Genomic DNA, 14,386 nt, shown 5'->3' on the forward strand with positions numbered 1-14,386 from the left:
CACCCGGTCAGACCGGCTCGCCCGCCGTGCTGTCCCGGACGATCAGGCGGTGCGGCACCACGGTCTCGGTGGGCGTGGCGGCCGAGCCGTTGATCGACTCCAGCAGCATGTCGACCGCCGTCCGCGCGATCTCCCCCTTGTCGGGGGCGATCGTGGTGAGGCTGGGCGTGCTGTACTGGCCCTCCTCGATGTCGTCGATGCCGACCACGGCGACGTCGTCGGGGATGCGGCGGCCCGCCCTGGTCAGCGCCCGCATGGCGCCCAGGGCCAGCAGGTCGTTGTAGCAGAACACCGCGTCGGGGGGCTCGGGCAGGGCGAGGAGCCGTTCCATGGCCTCGGCGCCGAGGCGCCGGTGGAAGTGCGGCGTGGCGACGACGAGCCCCTCGTCGACGTCGAGGCCGGCGCGGGCGTGCGCCTGCCGGTAGCCGGCGGTGCGCAGCTGGGCGGTCTCGCCGGTCGCGTACGGCTGGTCGCCGATGGCGGCCACCCGGCGCCGGCCGAGGTCGAGCAGGTGGGCGGTGGCCTCGCGGGCGGCGGCCACGTTGTCGATGGCGACGTGGTGGAAGCTGCCGTTGAAGATGTGCTCGCCGAGCAGCACGATCGGCACCTTGTTGCCGCGCCCGCGCAGCTCCTCGGCCGTCACGGCGAGCGGGCTGAGCAGCAGCCCGTCGAACATCGTGGCGCGGGAGTCGCGCCCGAGCAGCTCGCGCTCCCGCTCGACGTCGCCGTCGGTCTGGTCGACCATGACCACGTAGCCGCGCGTGCGGGCGGCCTTGATCACCTCGCGGGCCAGCTCCGCGAAGTAGGGCACGTCCAGCTCGGGCACGACGAGGGCGATCATCCCGGTCCGCCCCTGCTTGAGGTTGCGGGCGATGAGGTTCGGACGGTAGCCGAGCTCGTCGAGCACGGCCTGCACCCGGGCACGGAGCTCGTCGGAGACGGGCGCGTAGCCGTTCACCACGTTGGACACCGTGCGAATCGACACGTTTGCCCGCTTGGCGACGTCGCGCAGGGTTGGGGCGGCCATGCGTCTCTCTTACCTCCCGCTGCTCGTCCTTGGAAAGATCCCAAATCCGCTCTTGCATCGTTGCAGACAAGTATGCATGATGTCTGCAACGTTGCAGAGCCCTCACAGGGGAACTGGCCGAGGAGTCAAAGATGTCCCTATCCCCCATAGACCGGCGCGGTTTTCTCAAGGGAGCCCTCGGCATCGGCGCGCTCGCCGCGACCGGTGGCGCACTGACCGCGTGCGCTCCCGGCACCGGCCCCGGCGCGCAGCCGAGCAGGCTGGCCAAACCGACCGTCTCGGCGTCCTCGGCCAAAGGGGAGATCACGATCTGGAACCGGTCGGGTGACCTGTTCAAGGTCTTCGACGCGGCGATCGCCAAGTTCCGCGAGGCATACCCCGGTGTCACGGTGAACCACCAGGCCGTCGACATCGACGCCAAGCTGGCCAACACCCTGATCAGCGGCACCGACGTGCCCGACGGCAGCTTCTGGGACGACGCCAAGATCGGCGGGCAGGCCGAGCACCTCTTCGACCTCACCGACCTGATCGCGCCCTACCGCGACCAGACCTCGCCGTACAAACTGTCGGTGAACACCGTGGAGGGCAGGATCTACGGGGTGCCGTGGGACCTCGACCCGGGCCTGCTGTGGTACCGCGAGGACGTCCTGGAGCAGGCGGGGGTCGATCCCGCCGGCCTGGCCACGTACGACGACCTGCTGGCGGCGGCCAGGACGATCAAGGAGAAGGACCCCAAGACCAGGCCCATCCACCTGGAGAAGACCCCGTTCCTCGGCCAGCTCTGGCTGGAGATGCTGGCCAACCAGCAGGGCACCAGCCTGGCCGACGCGCGGGGCGAGCTCCGCCTGGACTCCCCCGAGTACCGGCGCATCTTCGGCTGGATCCAGGACGCGGTCAAGGACGGCCTCGTCACGCACGCGCCGTACCTGGAGCCCGCCGACGTCAACACGCTCGACAGCGGCCAGCAGGTGTTCGTGCCGTGGGCCATCTGGTGGTCGTTCGCCCCGCAGCAGCTGCTCAAGGCCACCACCGGAAAGTGGCGGGCCGCGCCGCTGCCGGCCTGGACGCCGGGCGGCGCGCGCAGCGGCGCCATGGGCGGCAGCAGCTTCGTCATCCCCGCCAAGGCGAAGAACCCCGAGCTCGCCTGGCTCCTGTACGAGTTCCTCTGCTTCAAGGAGCCCGGCTACACCGCCGTGTACGGCCCCAACGACGTCTACCCCGGCGGCCTGTCCACCTCGATCCCGAGCTACCAGCCCGCGCTCGACCCGGCCAAGCCGCTGTTCCAGCCGATCGAGGCGCTCGGCGGCCAGGACCTGTGGAAGGTGGCCGTGGACGCCGCCGCCACCATCCCGGCCGCGGCGCCGATCCCGTGGTGGTGGGCTCAGTCGGTCGACTATCTGGGCGACAACCTCCAGCGCCTGATGGACGGCACGATGTCGCCCGACCAGGTCATCGCCGATTCGTCCGAGAAGATCCAGCGGAACCTGATCGACCGCTCATGAGATCCGTACGACTGTCGCCGTACCTGTTCATCGCGCCGTTCCTGCTGGTCTTCGCCGCCTTCGGGGTCTATCCACTGATCTACGCGCTGCAGCTCAGCTTCATGCGCTGGCGCGGCGCCGGCGCGGCCCGCTGGGTCGGCCTGGACAACTACCTCTACCTGCTGACCAGCCCCGAGTTCTGGGCCTCGCTCGGCAACAGCGCCGTCATGTGGCTGCTGATCGTGCCGATCCAGATCGTCGCCGGGCTGGGCGGCGCGGTGCTGCTGGCCAACGCCAAGCTGAAGCTGCGCGGGCTGTTCAGGGTGGCGTTCATCGCGCCGTTCGTGACGCCGCTGGTGGCCATGGCGCAGGTCTGGATCGTCGTGTTCGACCAGGACTACGGCCTGATCAACTACGCGCTCAACCTGGTCGGGCTGCCCGACGTCGGCTGGCTGACGTCCACCGTGTGGTCGAAGCCGACGCTCGCGCTGTTGTTCCTGTGGAAGACCACCGGCTTCGCCATCATCATCCTGCTGGCCGGGCTGCAGGCGGTGCCCGGCGCGGTCTACGAGGCCGCCGCGCTCGACGGCGCCTCCCGGTGGCGGCAGTTCTGGTCGATCACCGTGCCGCTGGTGCGCAGGAGCATGGCGTTCCTGGTGGTCGTGCAGACCCTGGCCGTCTTCCAGATGTTCGCCGAGCCCTACGTCGTCACCGAGGGCGGCCCGTACGGCTCCACCACCACCGCGGGCCTGTACCTGTACGAGCACATCACCGCATCCGACCTGGGCACCGGCGCCGCGAACTCGTTCCTGCTGGTGCTGCTGGTCTTCGGCCTGTCGCTGGTCTCGGTCAGGCTGCTGCGGCCGAAAGACGAGGTGTCATGACCCAGACCAGGCCGGGCCCCGTCCAGTACGCGGTGCTGGTGCTGCTCGCGATCGCGTTCCTCTACCCGATCTGGTGGGCGGTCAGCTCCTCGCTGAAGCCCGCGGCCGAGATCATCGCGAGCCCGCTGTCGATCGGCGAGCTGACGCTGGACAACTACCGCGCGATGTTCGCCGACGTGCCGATCGGCACCGGATTCGCCAACACGGCGCTGGTGCTGGTGGTCAAGGGCGCGATGACGATGTTCTTCTGCCCGCTGGCCGGCTACGCGTTCGCGAAGTACGCCTTCCCCGGCAAGAACCTGCTGTTCGGCGTGGTGCTGCTGACGCTGATGCTGCCGACGCTGGTGCTGATCATCCCGCTGCTGCTGGAGATGAGCGCGCTGGGCTGGGTGAACACGTACCAGGCGCTGATCCTGCCGGGCAGCGTCGACGCGTTCAGCATCTTCTGGATGCGGCAGACCATCGCCGCCATCCCCGACGAGCTGATCGACGCCGGGCGGGTGGACGGCGCGGGCGAGTTCGGGATCTTCGCCAGGGTCGTGCTGCCGGTGATCCGGCCGGGGCTCGCCGCCCTCGCCGTGCTCACCACCATGAACATCTACAACGACTTCGTCTGGCCGGTCGTCGCCGTCAACGACACCGCGCACCAGACCCTCCAGGTGGTCCTGTCCACGCTGGCGCAGAACGTCACGGGCAACAGGATCGGCGCCGACTTCGCGACGGTCTGGGGCGAGCTGCTCGCCGCGGGCAGCATCGCGCTCCTGCCGCTGCTGGTGATCTTCGTCCTGCTGCAGCGCCACTTCATCAACGGCATCCTCGCGGGCAGCGTCAAGGGCTGACCCGCTCACTCATGAAACGGAGCACCATGACGCCGCGTGCGGAATATCCCCGGCCCCACTTCGACCGGTCGCACTCCTGGTCGAGCCTGAACGGAGACTGGGACTTCCGGGCCGACACCGAGCCGGACTGGAGCCGGACCATCACCGTGCCCTTCGCCTGGGAGACCCCGGCGTCGGGCATCGAGGCCCACTGGCTGCCCGTCGCCTGGTACCGCCGTCAGGTCACCGTCCCCGCCGCATGGGCGGGGCAGCGCGTGGTGCTGCACTTCGGGGCGGTGCACCACGAGGCGACCGTCTGGGTCAACGACGTCGAGGTGGTGACGCACCGGGGCGGCTACACGCCGTTCGAGGCGGACGTCACCGACGCGCTGCGCGACGGGACGCAGGAGGTCGTGGTGCGCGTCTCGGCGCCGCTGGACAAGCGGGAGATCGCGCACGGCAAGCAGCGCAGCGTCCCGCGCGACGACTTCGACGGCGTCTGCTTCACCCCGTCGTCGGGGATCTGGCAGAGCGTCTGGCTGGAGGCGCGGCCCGCGACCCACCTGACCGCCCTGAGCCTACGGCCCTCCCACGAGCTGGACGGCATCGAGGTGGCGGCCCGGGTGGCCGGACCCGCCGAGGCCGTGCTCCGGCTGACCGTGCGCGAGACCGGCACGACGGTCGAGGCGCCGGTCGCCGGCGGGAGCGCGCGGGCCACGCTGCCGATCGCGCGGCCGCGTCTGTGGTCGCCCGAGGACCCGTACCTCTACCACGTGGACGCCGAGCTCGTCTCGGCCGACGGCGCCGACCGCGTCACCGGGTACACCGGGCTGCGGCGCGTCGAGGTGATCGGCGAGGAGCTCCATCTCAACGGCCGCCGCCTGTTCGTGCGGGGTGTGCTCGACCAGGGGTACTGGCCGCGCACCGGGATCACCGCGCCCGACGACGCCGCGCTCCGCCACGACCTCGAGCTGGCCGCGGCGACGGGCTACAACCTGGTGCGCAAGCACCTCAAGCTGGAGGACCCGCGCTTCGTCCACCACGCCGACGTGCTCGGCATGCTGGTGTGGGCGGAACCCGCCGCGACCGGCCGCTTCTCCGCCGACTCCGTCGCCGCCTTCGAGGCGCAGATCGCGCCGATGGTCGAGCGCGACGGCAACTCCCCCGCGATCGTCATCTGGGGCCTGTACAACGAGGAATGGGGCCTCGACTGGGACATCCCCGGCGACCCGGCCAAGCAGGAGGCGACGGCGCACGCGTACGACCTGCTCAAATCGCTTGACCCGAGCAGGCCGGCCGTCGACAACTCGGGCTGGACGCACGTCAAGACCGACCTGCTCGACTGGCACTACTACGACGAGTCGGCCGCCTCGTGGGGCAGGACCGTGGCCGCGCTGCTCGACGGCACGCAGGACGACTTCCCCGTACGCCTCGGCCCCGACTTCGTGGTGCGCAAGAAGCTGGCCGGCGTCCCCGAGCAGCCGCTGCGCGGCCTGCCCAACCTCAACAGCGAGTACGGCGGCGGCTTCACCGGCGTCGAGCGCGCCTGGCACCTGCGCTGGCAGACCCAGGAGCTGCGCCGCCATGACCGGCTGGCCGGCTACGTCTACACCGAGCTGTACGACATCGAGCACGAGTCCGCCGGCCTGCTCGACTTCGAACGCCGGGCCAAGGACCTGGCCGGCGTGGAGCCCGCCCACGTCAACGCCGTGACCACGCTCGTCCTCGACGTCGTGCCCGTCGCGCCCGGCCGCGACCTGCTCAGCGCGGAGCGCGAGGTCGCCGTGCCGGTCCGGGTCTCGCACCACGGTAGCGAGCCGGTCGGCGGGCACCTGCACACCGCCTGGACCCCCGTGTTCGGGGCCGCGCCCGTCTCCCCGGGCGAGCGGGGGCCGTGGATCGAGGCCAAGCCGTTCCTGCTCAGCGGCCCCGCCGAGGTCCGCGCCGAGCTGCCGGCCGGGTGGACGAGCGGGCGGCTGCACGTCACCCTGGTCAGCGACGGCGTCGTCGTGGCCCGCTCGGCCGTGGACGTGGACACCTTCACCGGCGACGTCATCGGGGACGACCGGAGCTGAAACCGCGCGGCTGTGGGTAATGTCTCATATGTCGGCACGGAACGTCTTACCCCTCAAGACATGCCCTAGAGTCCGCACCATGACACCCTGGGAGATGGTCGCGGTGGTCGCGGCCGGCGTCGCGGGCGGGGCCATCAACACCGTGGTCGGCTCCGGATCGCTGATCACCTTCCCCACGCTGCTCGCCGTGGGGCTGCCGCCGATCACCGCCAACGTCTCCAACAACATCGGCCTGGTGCCCGGCGGGCTGGCCGGCGTCGCGGGCTACCGCGCCGAGCTGGCCGGCCAGCGGGCGCGGCTGCTCCGGCTGGCGCCCGCCTCCGTGGTGGGGGCGCTGGCCGGCGGGGTGCTGCTGCTCACCCTTCCAGAGGGTACGTTCACCGCGGTCGTCACCGTGCTCATCGCGATCTCCTGCGCACTGGTGCTGATCCAGCCCAGGCTGGGCGCCCTGCTCGCGGCCCGGCCGCGGCGCGAGCACGGCGGCCCGTGGTTGTGGCTGGGCGCCCTCGCGGCCGGCGCGTACGGCGGCTACTTCGGCGCCGGCCAGGGCATCCTGCTCATCGGCCTGCTGGGCATCCTGCTCGACGACGGCCTGCAACGGCTCAACGCGGCCAAGAACGTGCTCGTCGTCCTGGTCAACGGCACGGCCGCCATCCTGTACACGCTCGTGGCGGACGTCGACTGGCTCGCGGTGCTGCTGGTGGCGCTGGGTTCGATCGCCGGCGGCTTCCTCGGCGCCCGCCTCGGCCGCCGCCTGCCCGCCCCGATCCTGCGCGCCGTGATCGTCTGCATCGGCGTCGTCGCCATCGTCCAGCTCCTCACCGGCTGAGCGTCAGAAGTAACGCGGGAACAGGTCGGTGGTCGGCCAGGTGGTGACCTTGCCGATCTCGGCGTTGATCCGCGGGCTCAGCACGTTGAAGTCGGGCGACCCGGTCTCCTCCCGCCGGTTGAAGATCGCGGCGTAGGTGAAGCCGTTCTGCAGCCGGGCGGTGTAGCTGTAGGTGCCGGGCAACGATCCGTCGTGCCAGGTGTTGAGGTGGCCGGTCACCTGGCGCACCCACAGGCCGGCGCCGTACCACGAGCCGCTCTCCGTGACGCCGGTCTCCGGCTTGGCCAGCATCCTGCCGATGGAGGTGGAGTTCAGCACCGCGCCGGGCGCGTCGAGCACCCGGGCGAAACGCACCAGGTCGACGGCCGAGGCCAGCCAGCCGCCACCCGGGCCGCGGTTCTCCATGCTGAACGCGCCGTACGGCGCCGGCACCACCGTGCCGGAGGCGTCCGTGACGGTCCTGCTGGTGACGTCCGACTCGTAGACCACCTCGCCGGGCGCGGCCTGCGATTCGAGGGTACGGCCGAGCCGCAGCCGGCTGATGCCGACGGGCGCCAGGATCTGCTGCCTGACGTACGACTCGTAGCTCATGCCGGAGACCTTCTCGACGATCATGCCGAGCAGCATGTAGCCGTAGTTGCTGTAGGCGTACCTGCTGCCGGGGGCGAAGTCGAGGGGGCGGCCGCCGGCGTACTGGATGATGTGGTCGCGCGTGATCGGCAGGGAGACGCCGAGGGACCGCGCGATGGTGTGGTCCATGTAGAGGAGGTCGCCGGAGATGTCGCGGTCCCAGCCGCCGGTGTGCTGCAGCAGCCGCCACACCGTCACGTCCGCCAGCCGGGCGTCGGCCGCGGTGGACAGGCCGAGCAGCGCGGCGACGGACGTCCCCAGGTCGAGCCGGCCGTCCTGGGCCAGCCGCATGATCGCCACGGCGGTGATGTGCTTGCTGAGGCTCGCGACCCGGAACAACGAGGTCGGCGACACCGACGGCACGGCTGGGTCGTCGCTGTAGCGGTAGCCCCTGGCCAGCACGAGCTTGCCGTTCTTCGTGATCGCCAGCTGCGCGCAGGAGATCCGGCGTTCCGCGACGTACGTCTTCAGCACGTTGTCGAAACCGGCGAGCGCGGCAGGCGCCACCCCGGAGGTCTGGACCGTCGCGGCGAACGCCGGCCGCGAGCCGCCGAGCACGACGGCGGGTAACGTCGCGGCGCCGGCCGCGAGGAATCGCCTCCTGCTCACCTGCGTGACGGAAGCCGGACGATCGATTCTGGGCATGACCGTATTTCTAGCGGACGATGTCAGAAAATGTCCGGAGTTTTCGTGAATCGACCGCTCACCCGGCCGCGCCGACGAGGAACGCCACGGGCACCAGGGCGGCGGTGAGCGCGACGGCCCACCAGCGAGGTGCGGGGCCGGTGCGCAGGACGGCGACGCCGAGAGGGACCAGGGCGACGGCGAGCCCCGCCAGGGCGGCCAGGGACACGGGGTCGCTGCCGCCCTTGAGCACGCCGAGCGGCAGCGCGGCCGCCGACGCCAGCGCGACGCATCTGACCGGATTGAGCACCCGCGCCCGGCACGCGCCCACGGCCCAGCGCCCGGGAATCGCAGTGATCGTCATACCGGCCATCCAAGCCCCGACCGTACGGCCGCACACGGGCGCTGCGGCGAGGACTCGTGGTGGACCTGGCACTAGCCACGGAGTCACGTGAAGGGCTGGGCCATCTGGCTGAGGGTCTCCTCCACGACGTCGAGGAGGGTGCGGGCCTCGTCCTCCTCGGTCCACTTGTGGCTGGCCAGGCGCAACGCGACCAGGGTCGCCGCGGCCATGACGCGCGGCGGCACCGTGCTCTCGCGGTCGGCGATCGCGTCGGCGAGGTCGCGTTCGAGGGCGGCGAGGCTGGCGAGCTGGCGGGCCAGGATCGAGGGGTGGCGTTTGGCCAGGCGGGTGCGCAGCGCCCACTCCCGTTCGGGCTCCCCCATCTGGTGGTAGAGCTCCTGGACGGACAGGCGCAGCGCCTGCCAGGCCGTCATGTCCGCCGGCTGGGAGCGGACCTGCTCGACCAGCCGCCGGATGCGCTGCTCCTCGCCGTAGAGCAGCGCGTCCTCCTTGCCGGAGAAGTAGTTCGAGAACGTCCGGCGCGAGATGTTGGCCGCGTCGGCGATCGCCTCCACCGTGACGGCGTCGAGCCCGTGCTCGACGACGAGCCGCAGGGCCGCCTCGTGCACGGCTTGACGGGTCTCGGCCTTCTTGCGTTCGCGCAGCCCCACGTTCATGTCCATGATGCGGCTTATCCTACCCATTGGGAATATATGCTCAATAGGCAAATTTGCTCAATGGGCATATATTTACTCGGGGAGGTCCGTATATGAACGCACCACCGCAACAGATGAGCCACCGGCAGATCCTGGAGGCCCTGAGCGGCCTGTTACTGGCGCTGTTCGTCGCGATGCTGAGCGGCACGATCGTGTCCGTCGCCCTGCCGCAGATCATCGGCGCCCTGAACGGCAGCCAGTCCCAGTACACGTGGGTCGTCACCGCGACGCTGCTGGCCTCCACGGCCTCCACGCCCATCTGGGGCAAGCTGGCCGACCTGTTCAGCAAGAAGCTGCTGCTCCAGATCTCCATCGTGATCTTCATGGTCAGCTCGCTGGCGTGCGGCTTCGCCCAGGACACCGCACAGCTCATCGCGTTCCGCGCGGTGCAGGGCCTCGGCATGGGCGCCCTCCAGGTGCTGGTCCAGGTGATCATCGCGGCGATGATCACTCCGAAGGAGCGCGGGCGCTACAACGGCTACCTCGGCGGCGTCATGGCCGTGGCCACCGTGGCCGGGCCGCTGCTCGGCGGGCTGATCGCCGACCAGCTGGGCTGGCGCTGGTGCTTCTTCATCGCGGTGCCGTTCACCGTGCTCGCGTTCGGGCTGCTGCAGAAGACGCTGCGCGTGGCCACCGTGCGCCGCGACGACGTCAAGATCGACTACGTGGGCGCCACGCTCATCGCCGCGGGCGTCAGCGTGCTGCTCATCTGGGTGACGTTCGTCGGCAACTCCTTCGACTGGCTGTCGTGGCAGACGGCCGCGATGGTGATCGGCGGGCTCCTCCTGCTCGGCGTGGCCACCTGGGTCGAGGCGGTCGTCAGGGAACCCGTGGTGCCGCTGCACGTCATCCGCCGCCGTACGCCGGCGCTCGCCATCCTGGCCAGCCTCGCGGTGGGCATGGCGATGTTCGGCGGCTCGGTCTTCCTCGGGCAGTACTTCCAGATCGGCCGCGGGTACAGCCCCACCGAGGCGGGTCTGTTCACGATCCCGATGATGCTGGGCGTACTGGTCTCGTCCACCGTCACCGGGCGCATGGTGTCGAAGAGCGGCCGCGTCAAGCCGTACATCGTGACCGGTGCGGTCGTGCTCACGATCGGGTTCCTCGGGCTGTCGGCGATGGACCACGAGACCTCGCTGGTGTTCATCGCCGTGTCGATGGTGCTGGTCGGGGCCGGGGTCGGCATGTCGATGCAGAACCTCGTGCTCGCCATCCAGAACACCGTCCCGCTGCGCGAGCTGGGCGCGGCCAGCGGCGCGATCACCTTCTTCCGGTCGCTGGGCGGCACCATCGGCGTGTCCGTGCTCGGCGCGGTGCTGGCGAACCAGGTCGCGACGAGCATCGCGCAGGGGCTGGCCAAGATGGGCATCGACGCCTCCGGCGCGACCGGCGGCAGCACACTGAACATCGCGGCGTTGCCCGAGCCGGTCAAGCCCGTCGTACGGGCCGCGTACGGCGACGCCACCGGCCACATCTTCCTCATCTCGGCGGCCATCGCCGTGGTCGGCCTGATCGCGACCCTGTTCCTGCAGCCGGTCAAGCTCCGCGACAGCCTCGACCTGCCCGCTCCGGCGGAGGAGGAGAAGTCGCCCGTCTCCTGAACGGGCAGGCTGAACGGGTAAGGGGGCGTGCGAGCCCCGGCTGCGGACAGGGCTCGCACAAGATCATTTTCCCCGATCCGCGGGGCGGTCCGTCCGCGCTCCGGGTGGGAGGATCGGGAACGTGCAGTTCGGCATCCTGGGCCCGCTCGTGGTGCGGCCGTCCGGCGGCGACCCGGTCGCCGTGGGCGGCCCGCGCCCGCGTGCCGTGCTCGCGATGCTGCTGCTCGACGCCGGACGGCTGGTGAGTCTCGAACGCCTCATCGACGGCCAGTACGGCGACCGCCCGCCCGCCGGCGCCGCCAACGCCGTCCAGGCGCAGATCTCCCGGCTCCGGCGCGCTCTGCCGGACGGTCTGATCGAGTTCCACGGCGCCGGTTACCGCCTGGCCGCCGACCGCGACGACGTGGACGCGCACCGCTTCGAGCGGCTGACCCGGGAGGGGCGCGGGCTGCTGGCCGCCGGCCGGGCCGCCGAGGCCGCCGCCGTGCTGCGGGAGGGGCTGGAGCTGTGGCGGGGGCCGGCGTTCGCGGACGTGGCCGACGCGCCGTTCGCGGGGCCGCAGGCGCTGCGGCTGGAGGAGCTGCGGCTGGCGGCGGCGGAGGACCTGTCCGAGGCGGAGTTGTCCCTGCCGGACGCGCGGCCCGTGGCGGGGCTGCGGGAGCTGGTCGCCGCCCATCCGCTCCGCGAACGCCCGCGCGGCCTGCTCATGCGGGCCCTGGACGCCGCCGGACGCCAAGCGGAGGCGCTCGCCGTCTACGAGGAGGGCCGGCGGCTGCTGGCTCACGAGCTCGGCGCCGACCCCTCCCCCGAGCTGGCCGCCCTCCACCTGGAGATCCTGCGCGGCGAACGCCCTGCGCAGCCGAGGGGCTGGTCGGCTCCCCCGGCCCAGCTCACCACGTTCGTGGGCCGCGAGGCCGAGCTGGCCCGGCTCACCGCCCTCCACGACGCCCGGCTGATCACCGTCGTCGGCCCCGGCGGCACCGGCAAGACCCGCCTCGCCCTCGAATGGATCGCCCACGCCCCCGACGCGCAGGGCAAGAGCGCTGCACTCCGGCCCTCGACCGGCCGCGACCCGCACGTCACGCCCCACCACCGAGGCGCCGGCCGGCGGGACGGGCAGGTGTGCTTCGTGGACCTCGGGGTCGTCGAAGGCGGTGTGGCGGCGGCGGTGCTCGCGGCCGCCGGGCTGCGGGAGCCGGCGTTGCGCCCGCTCGCCGCGGACGGCCCCGACCCCGTCGAACGGCTCGTCGCGGCCTTCGGCGGCCGGCCTCTCCTACTCGTGCTGGACAACTGCGAACACGTCGTCACCGAGGCCGCCACGCTCGCCCGCCGCCTGCTCGCCGGCTGCCCCGGCCTGACGATCCTGGCCACCAGCCGCGAACCGCTCGGCATCACCGGCGAACACCTGGTGCCGCTGGCGCCCCTGCCCGTCCCCTCCCCGGAGGAGGCCCCGGCGGATCCGCTCGCCTGCGCGGCGGTCCGGTTGTTCGCCGACCGCGCGGCGGCCGTCAGGCCCGGGTTCGAGGTCGGCCCGCACAACCTCGGCGCGGTGCTGCGCATCTGCGCGGCGCTCGACGGCCTGCCGCTGGCGATCGAGCTGGCCGCCGCGCGGGTGCGGACGTTCGGTGTGGCGGAGATCGCCGACCGGCTGGCCGAGCACGGCCGGTTCCGGCTGTTGTCCCGGGGCGACCGTACGGCCGCCGCGCGGCACCGGACGCTGCACGCCGTCGTGGAGTGGAGCTGGGACCTGCTCGACGCGGAGGAGCAGGCGCTGGCCAGACGGTTCGCGGTGTTCGCCGGCGGCGCGAGCCTGGAGGCGGTGGAAGGGGTCTGCGGCACCGCCGAGTCACTCGTCGGCCTGGTGGACAAGTCGCTGGTCGAGACCGACGGCGAGCGTTACCAGATGCTCGACACGATCCGGCTGTTCTGCCTGGAGCGCCTGGCCGAAGCGGGCGAGGAGGCACGCTTTCGGCAGGCCCACGCGGCTTGGTTCCTGGAGTTCGCGCGGCGCGCCGGCGACCGCCTCTACCGCGACGAGCAGCTCACGTGGCTGGCCCGGCTGTCGGCCGACAACGCCAACCTGCAGGCGGCGCTGCGCTGGAGCGTCGAGCACGACCGTCCGACGGCGTGGCGGCTGGTGGCGGCGCTGGCGATGTACTGGTGGCTGAGCGGGCGGCGCGGCCAGGCCACCCGCCACGCCGTACGCCTCCTCGACGCGACCGGCCCGGAGCCGCCCGCCGGGCTGGCCGAGGAGTACGTGATGGCCGTGCTGCACGCCGTACCGGAAGCGGGGTCGCCGCACTGGGAGCGGGCCCGGCAGATCATGGGTTCGTCCGACCGGCCGATGCGGTACCGCTTCGGCGTGGCCCTGTGGGGCATGCTCGCCGGCCCGCCCGAGCCGTGGTCACAGGACGGGCCGCAGAGCGGGCAGGACGCGCCGGTGCTCGGCTCCGAGCCGTGGAGCCGGGCGCTCGGGCGGCTCAGTGTCGCCCTGATGCTGCTGCTCGGCGGTTCGCCCGCCGACGGGGAACGCGAGCTGGAGCGGGTGCTCGCCGACTTCGGCGCGGTCGGCGAACGCTGGGGGACGGCTCAGGCGCTCGACTGGCTGGCGCTGGCGGCGAGCTGGCGCGGCGACTGGGCACGGGCGTTCCCGTTGTGGGAGCGGGCGCTCGGCCTGCTGGAGGAGCTGGGCGCGCTCGACGAGCTGGCCGACGTGATGGGCAGGCGGGCCGAGGCGCGGCTGCGGGCGGGCGACGTCCGTGCGGCCCGCGCCGACCACGAACGGGTCGGCGAGCTCGAACGCCGGCTGGGCAGGCCGGAGCTGATGGCGTGGGTCCACCTCCAGCTCGGCGAGCTGGCCCGCTACGAAGGCGACCTGCCCGAGGCGGCCCGCCGTCTGGAGACGGCGCTGGCCGGCTCGCGGACCGGCGCGTTCACCGCCGAGGGCACCCGGGCGCGGGTGTACACCGCCCTCGGCCGGCTCGCCACCGCCAAGGGCGCGGCCGAGGAGGCCGAACGCCTGCACGCCCTGGCCGTGACCACCGCGCTGCACTCGCCCATGTCCAGCGACCTCGCCGACGCCGCCGAGGGCCTCGCTTCCGTACGGGAGCCGGCCGAGCAGGCGGCGCTGCTGCTCGGCATCGGGGTGGCGCTGCGCGGCGTTGCCGTGGTCGGCGACCGCGACGTCGCGGCGGCCGCCGCCGAAGCCACACGGTCCCTGGGCCCGGACGGCTTCGCGACCGCGTACGCCCAAGGCGCGGCGATGACCCGCGCCGCGGCACGAGCCACCCTGCGACGCGCAGCCGCCGCACTGACAGAACCGGCCACCCAGCGCGATGGCGAGCCACCGCACTGACCA

The 14,386-nt window shown here is 72.0% G+C and carries 11 protein-coding genes; 7 read left to right on the plus strand and 4 right to left on the minus strand.

All coding sequences use genetic code 11. The annotated features are described in order from the left end of the window. Nucleotides 1-7 precede the first annotated feature (7 nt). Nucleotides 8-1,027, minus strand: a complete 1,020-nt coding sequence (locus C1J01_RS13390) for a LacI family DNA-binding transcriptional regulator (RefSeq protein ID WP_111179275.1) — start codon at nt 1,025-1,027, stop codon at nt 8-10. A 131-nt stretch (nt 1,028-1,158) separates the two neighbouring features. Between C1J01_RS13390 and C1J01_RS13395 the strand changes: the two genes are divergently transcribed. The 5 genes from C1J01_RS13395 (at nt 1,159) to C1J01_RS13415 (ending at nt 7,114) form a co-directional block, all read left to right on the plus strand. Beyond that, entirely contained in the window at nt 1,159-2,529 is a 1,371-nt protein-coding gene (locus tag C1J01_RS13395) for an ABC transporter substrate-binding protein (protein ID WP_111179276.1), read from the plus strand. Further along, nucleotides 2,526-3,392, plus strand: a complete 867-nt coding sequence (locus C1J01_RS13400; protein ID WP_111179277.1) for a carbohydrate ABC transporter permease — start codon at nt 2,526-2,528, stop codon at nt 3,390-3,392. The genes C1J01_RS13395 and C1J01_RS13400 overlap by 4 nt, the downstream gene beginning before the upstream one ends. After that, nucleotides 3,389-4,231: a carbohydrate ABC transporter permease gene (locus C1J01_RS13405; RefSeq protein WP_111179278.1), complete on the plus strand. Its 843-nt coding sequence runs from the start codon at nt 3,389-3,391 to the stop codon at nt 4,229-4,231. The genes C1J01_RS13400 and C1J01_RS13405 overlap by 4 nt, the downstream gene beginning before the upstream one ends. 26 nt (nt 4,232-4,257) lie before the next feature. Further along, nucleotides 4,258-6,285 carry a glycoside hydrolase family 2 protein gene (locus C1J01_RS13410; protein WP_111179279.1) on the plus strand — a complete coding sequence of 676 codons (2,028 nt, stop codon included), beginning with the start codon at nt 4,258-4,260 and terminating at the stop codon, nt 6,283-6,285. A 79-nt stretch (nt 6,286-6,364) separates the two neighbouring features. Next, nucleotides 6,365-7,114: a sulfite exporter TauE/SafE family protein gene (locus C1J01_RS13415; protein WP_111179280.1), complete on the plus strand. Its 750-nt coding sequence runs from the start codon at nt 6,365-6,367 to the stop codon at nt 7,112-7,114. 3 nt (nt 7,115-7,117) lie between these two features. Here C1J01_RS13415 and C1J01_RS13420 read toward each other — a convergent pair whose 3' ends face one another. The 3 genes from C1J01_RS13420 to C1J01_RS13430 form a co-directional block, all read right to left on the minus strand. Beyond that, entirely contained in the window at nt 7,118-8,389 is a 1,272-nt protein-coding gene (locus C1J01_RS13420) for a serine hydrolase domain-containing protein (protein WP_111179281.1), read from the minus strand. Nucleotides 8,390-8,447: 58 nt separating this feature from the next. After that, complete coding sequence (locus tag C1J01_RS13425) at nt 8,448-8,732, minus strand: hypothetical protein (RefSeq protein WP_235854418.1); 285 nt, start codon at nt 8,730-8,732, stop codon at nt 8,448-8,450. Nucleotides 8,733-8,815: 83 nt separating this feature from the next. Then, complete coding sequence (locus C1J01_RS13430) at nt 8,816-9,394, minus strand: TetR/AcrR family transcriptional regulator (RefSeq protein WP_111179282.1); 579 nt, start codon at nt 9,392-9,394, stop codon at nt 8,816-8,818. Between the two features lie 86 nt (nt 9,395-9,480). Between C1J01_RS13430 and C1J01_RS13435 the strand changes: the two genes are divergently transcribed. Continuing rightward, nucleotides 9,481-11,028, plus strand: a complete 1,548-nt coding sequence (locus C1J01_RS13435; RefSeq protein WP_438943114.1) for an MDR family MFS transporter — start codon at nt 9,481-9,483, stop codon at nt 11,026-11,028. 121 nt (nt 11,029-11,149) lie between these two features. After that, complete coding sequence (locus C1J01_RS13440) at nt 11,150-14,383, plus strand: AfsR/SARP family transcriptional regulator (protein WP_111179284.1); 3,234 nt, start codon at nt 11,150-11,152, stop codon at nt 14,381-14,383. The last annotated feature ends 3 nt before the right edge of the window (nt 14,384-14,386 follow it).

It is taken from the genome of Nonomuraea aridisoli (assembly GCF_003236395.1).
GTDB lineage: Bacteria > Actinomycetota > Actinomycetes > Streptosporangiales > Streptosporangiaceae > Nonomuraea > Nonomuraea aridisoli.

Excerpts from the sequence above, each read along its gene's own strand:
- C1J01_RS13390 (WP_111179275.1), bottom strand. The coding sequence starts at position 1,027 with ATGGCCGCCCCAACCCTGCGCGACGTCGCCAAGCGGGCAAACGTGTCG.
- C1J01_RS13395 (WP_111179276.1), top strand. The coding sequence starts at position 1,159 with ATGTCCCTATCCCCCATAGACCGGCGCGGTTTTCTCAAGGGAGCCCTC.
- C1J01_RS13400 (WP_111179277.1), top strand. The coding sequence starts at position 2,526 with ATGAGATCCGTACGACTGTCGCCGTACCTGTTCATCGCGCCGTTCCTG.
- C1J01_RS13405 (WP_111179278.1), top strand. The coding sequence starts at position 3,389 with ATGACCCAGACCAGGCCGGGCCCCGTCCAGTACGCGGTGCTGGTGCTG.
- C1J01_RS13410 (WP_111179279.1), top strand. The coding sequence starts at position 4,258 with ATGACGCCGCGTGCGGAATATCCCCGGCCCCACTTCGACCGGTCGCAC.
- C1J01_RS13415 (WP_111179280.1), top strand. The coding sequence starts at position 6,365 with ATGACACCCTGGGAGATGGTCGCGGTGGTCGCGGCCGGCGTCGCGGGC.
- C1J01_RS13420 (WP_111179281.1), bottom strand. The coding sequence starts at position 8,389 with ATGCCCAGAATCGATCGTCCGGCTTCCGTCACGCAGGTGAGCAGGAGG.
- C1J01_RS13425 (WP_235854418.1), bottom strand. The coding sequence starts at position 8,732 with ATGACGATCACTGCGATTCCCGGGCGCTGGGCCGTGGGCGCGTGCCGG.
- C1J01_RS13430 (WP_111179282.1), bottom strand. The coding sequence starts at position 9,394 with ATGGACATGAACGTGGGGCTGCGCGAACGCAAGAAGGCCGAGACCCGT.
- C1J01_RS13435 (WP_438943114.1), top strand. The coding sequence starts at position 9,481 with ATGAACGCACCACCGCAACAGATGAGCCACCGGCAGATCCTGGAGGCC.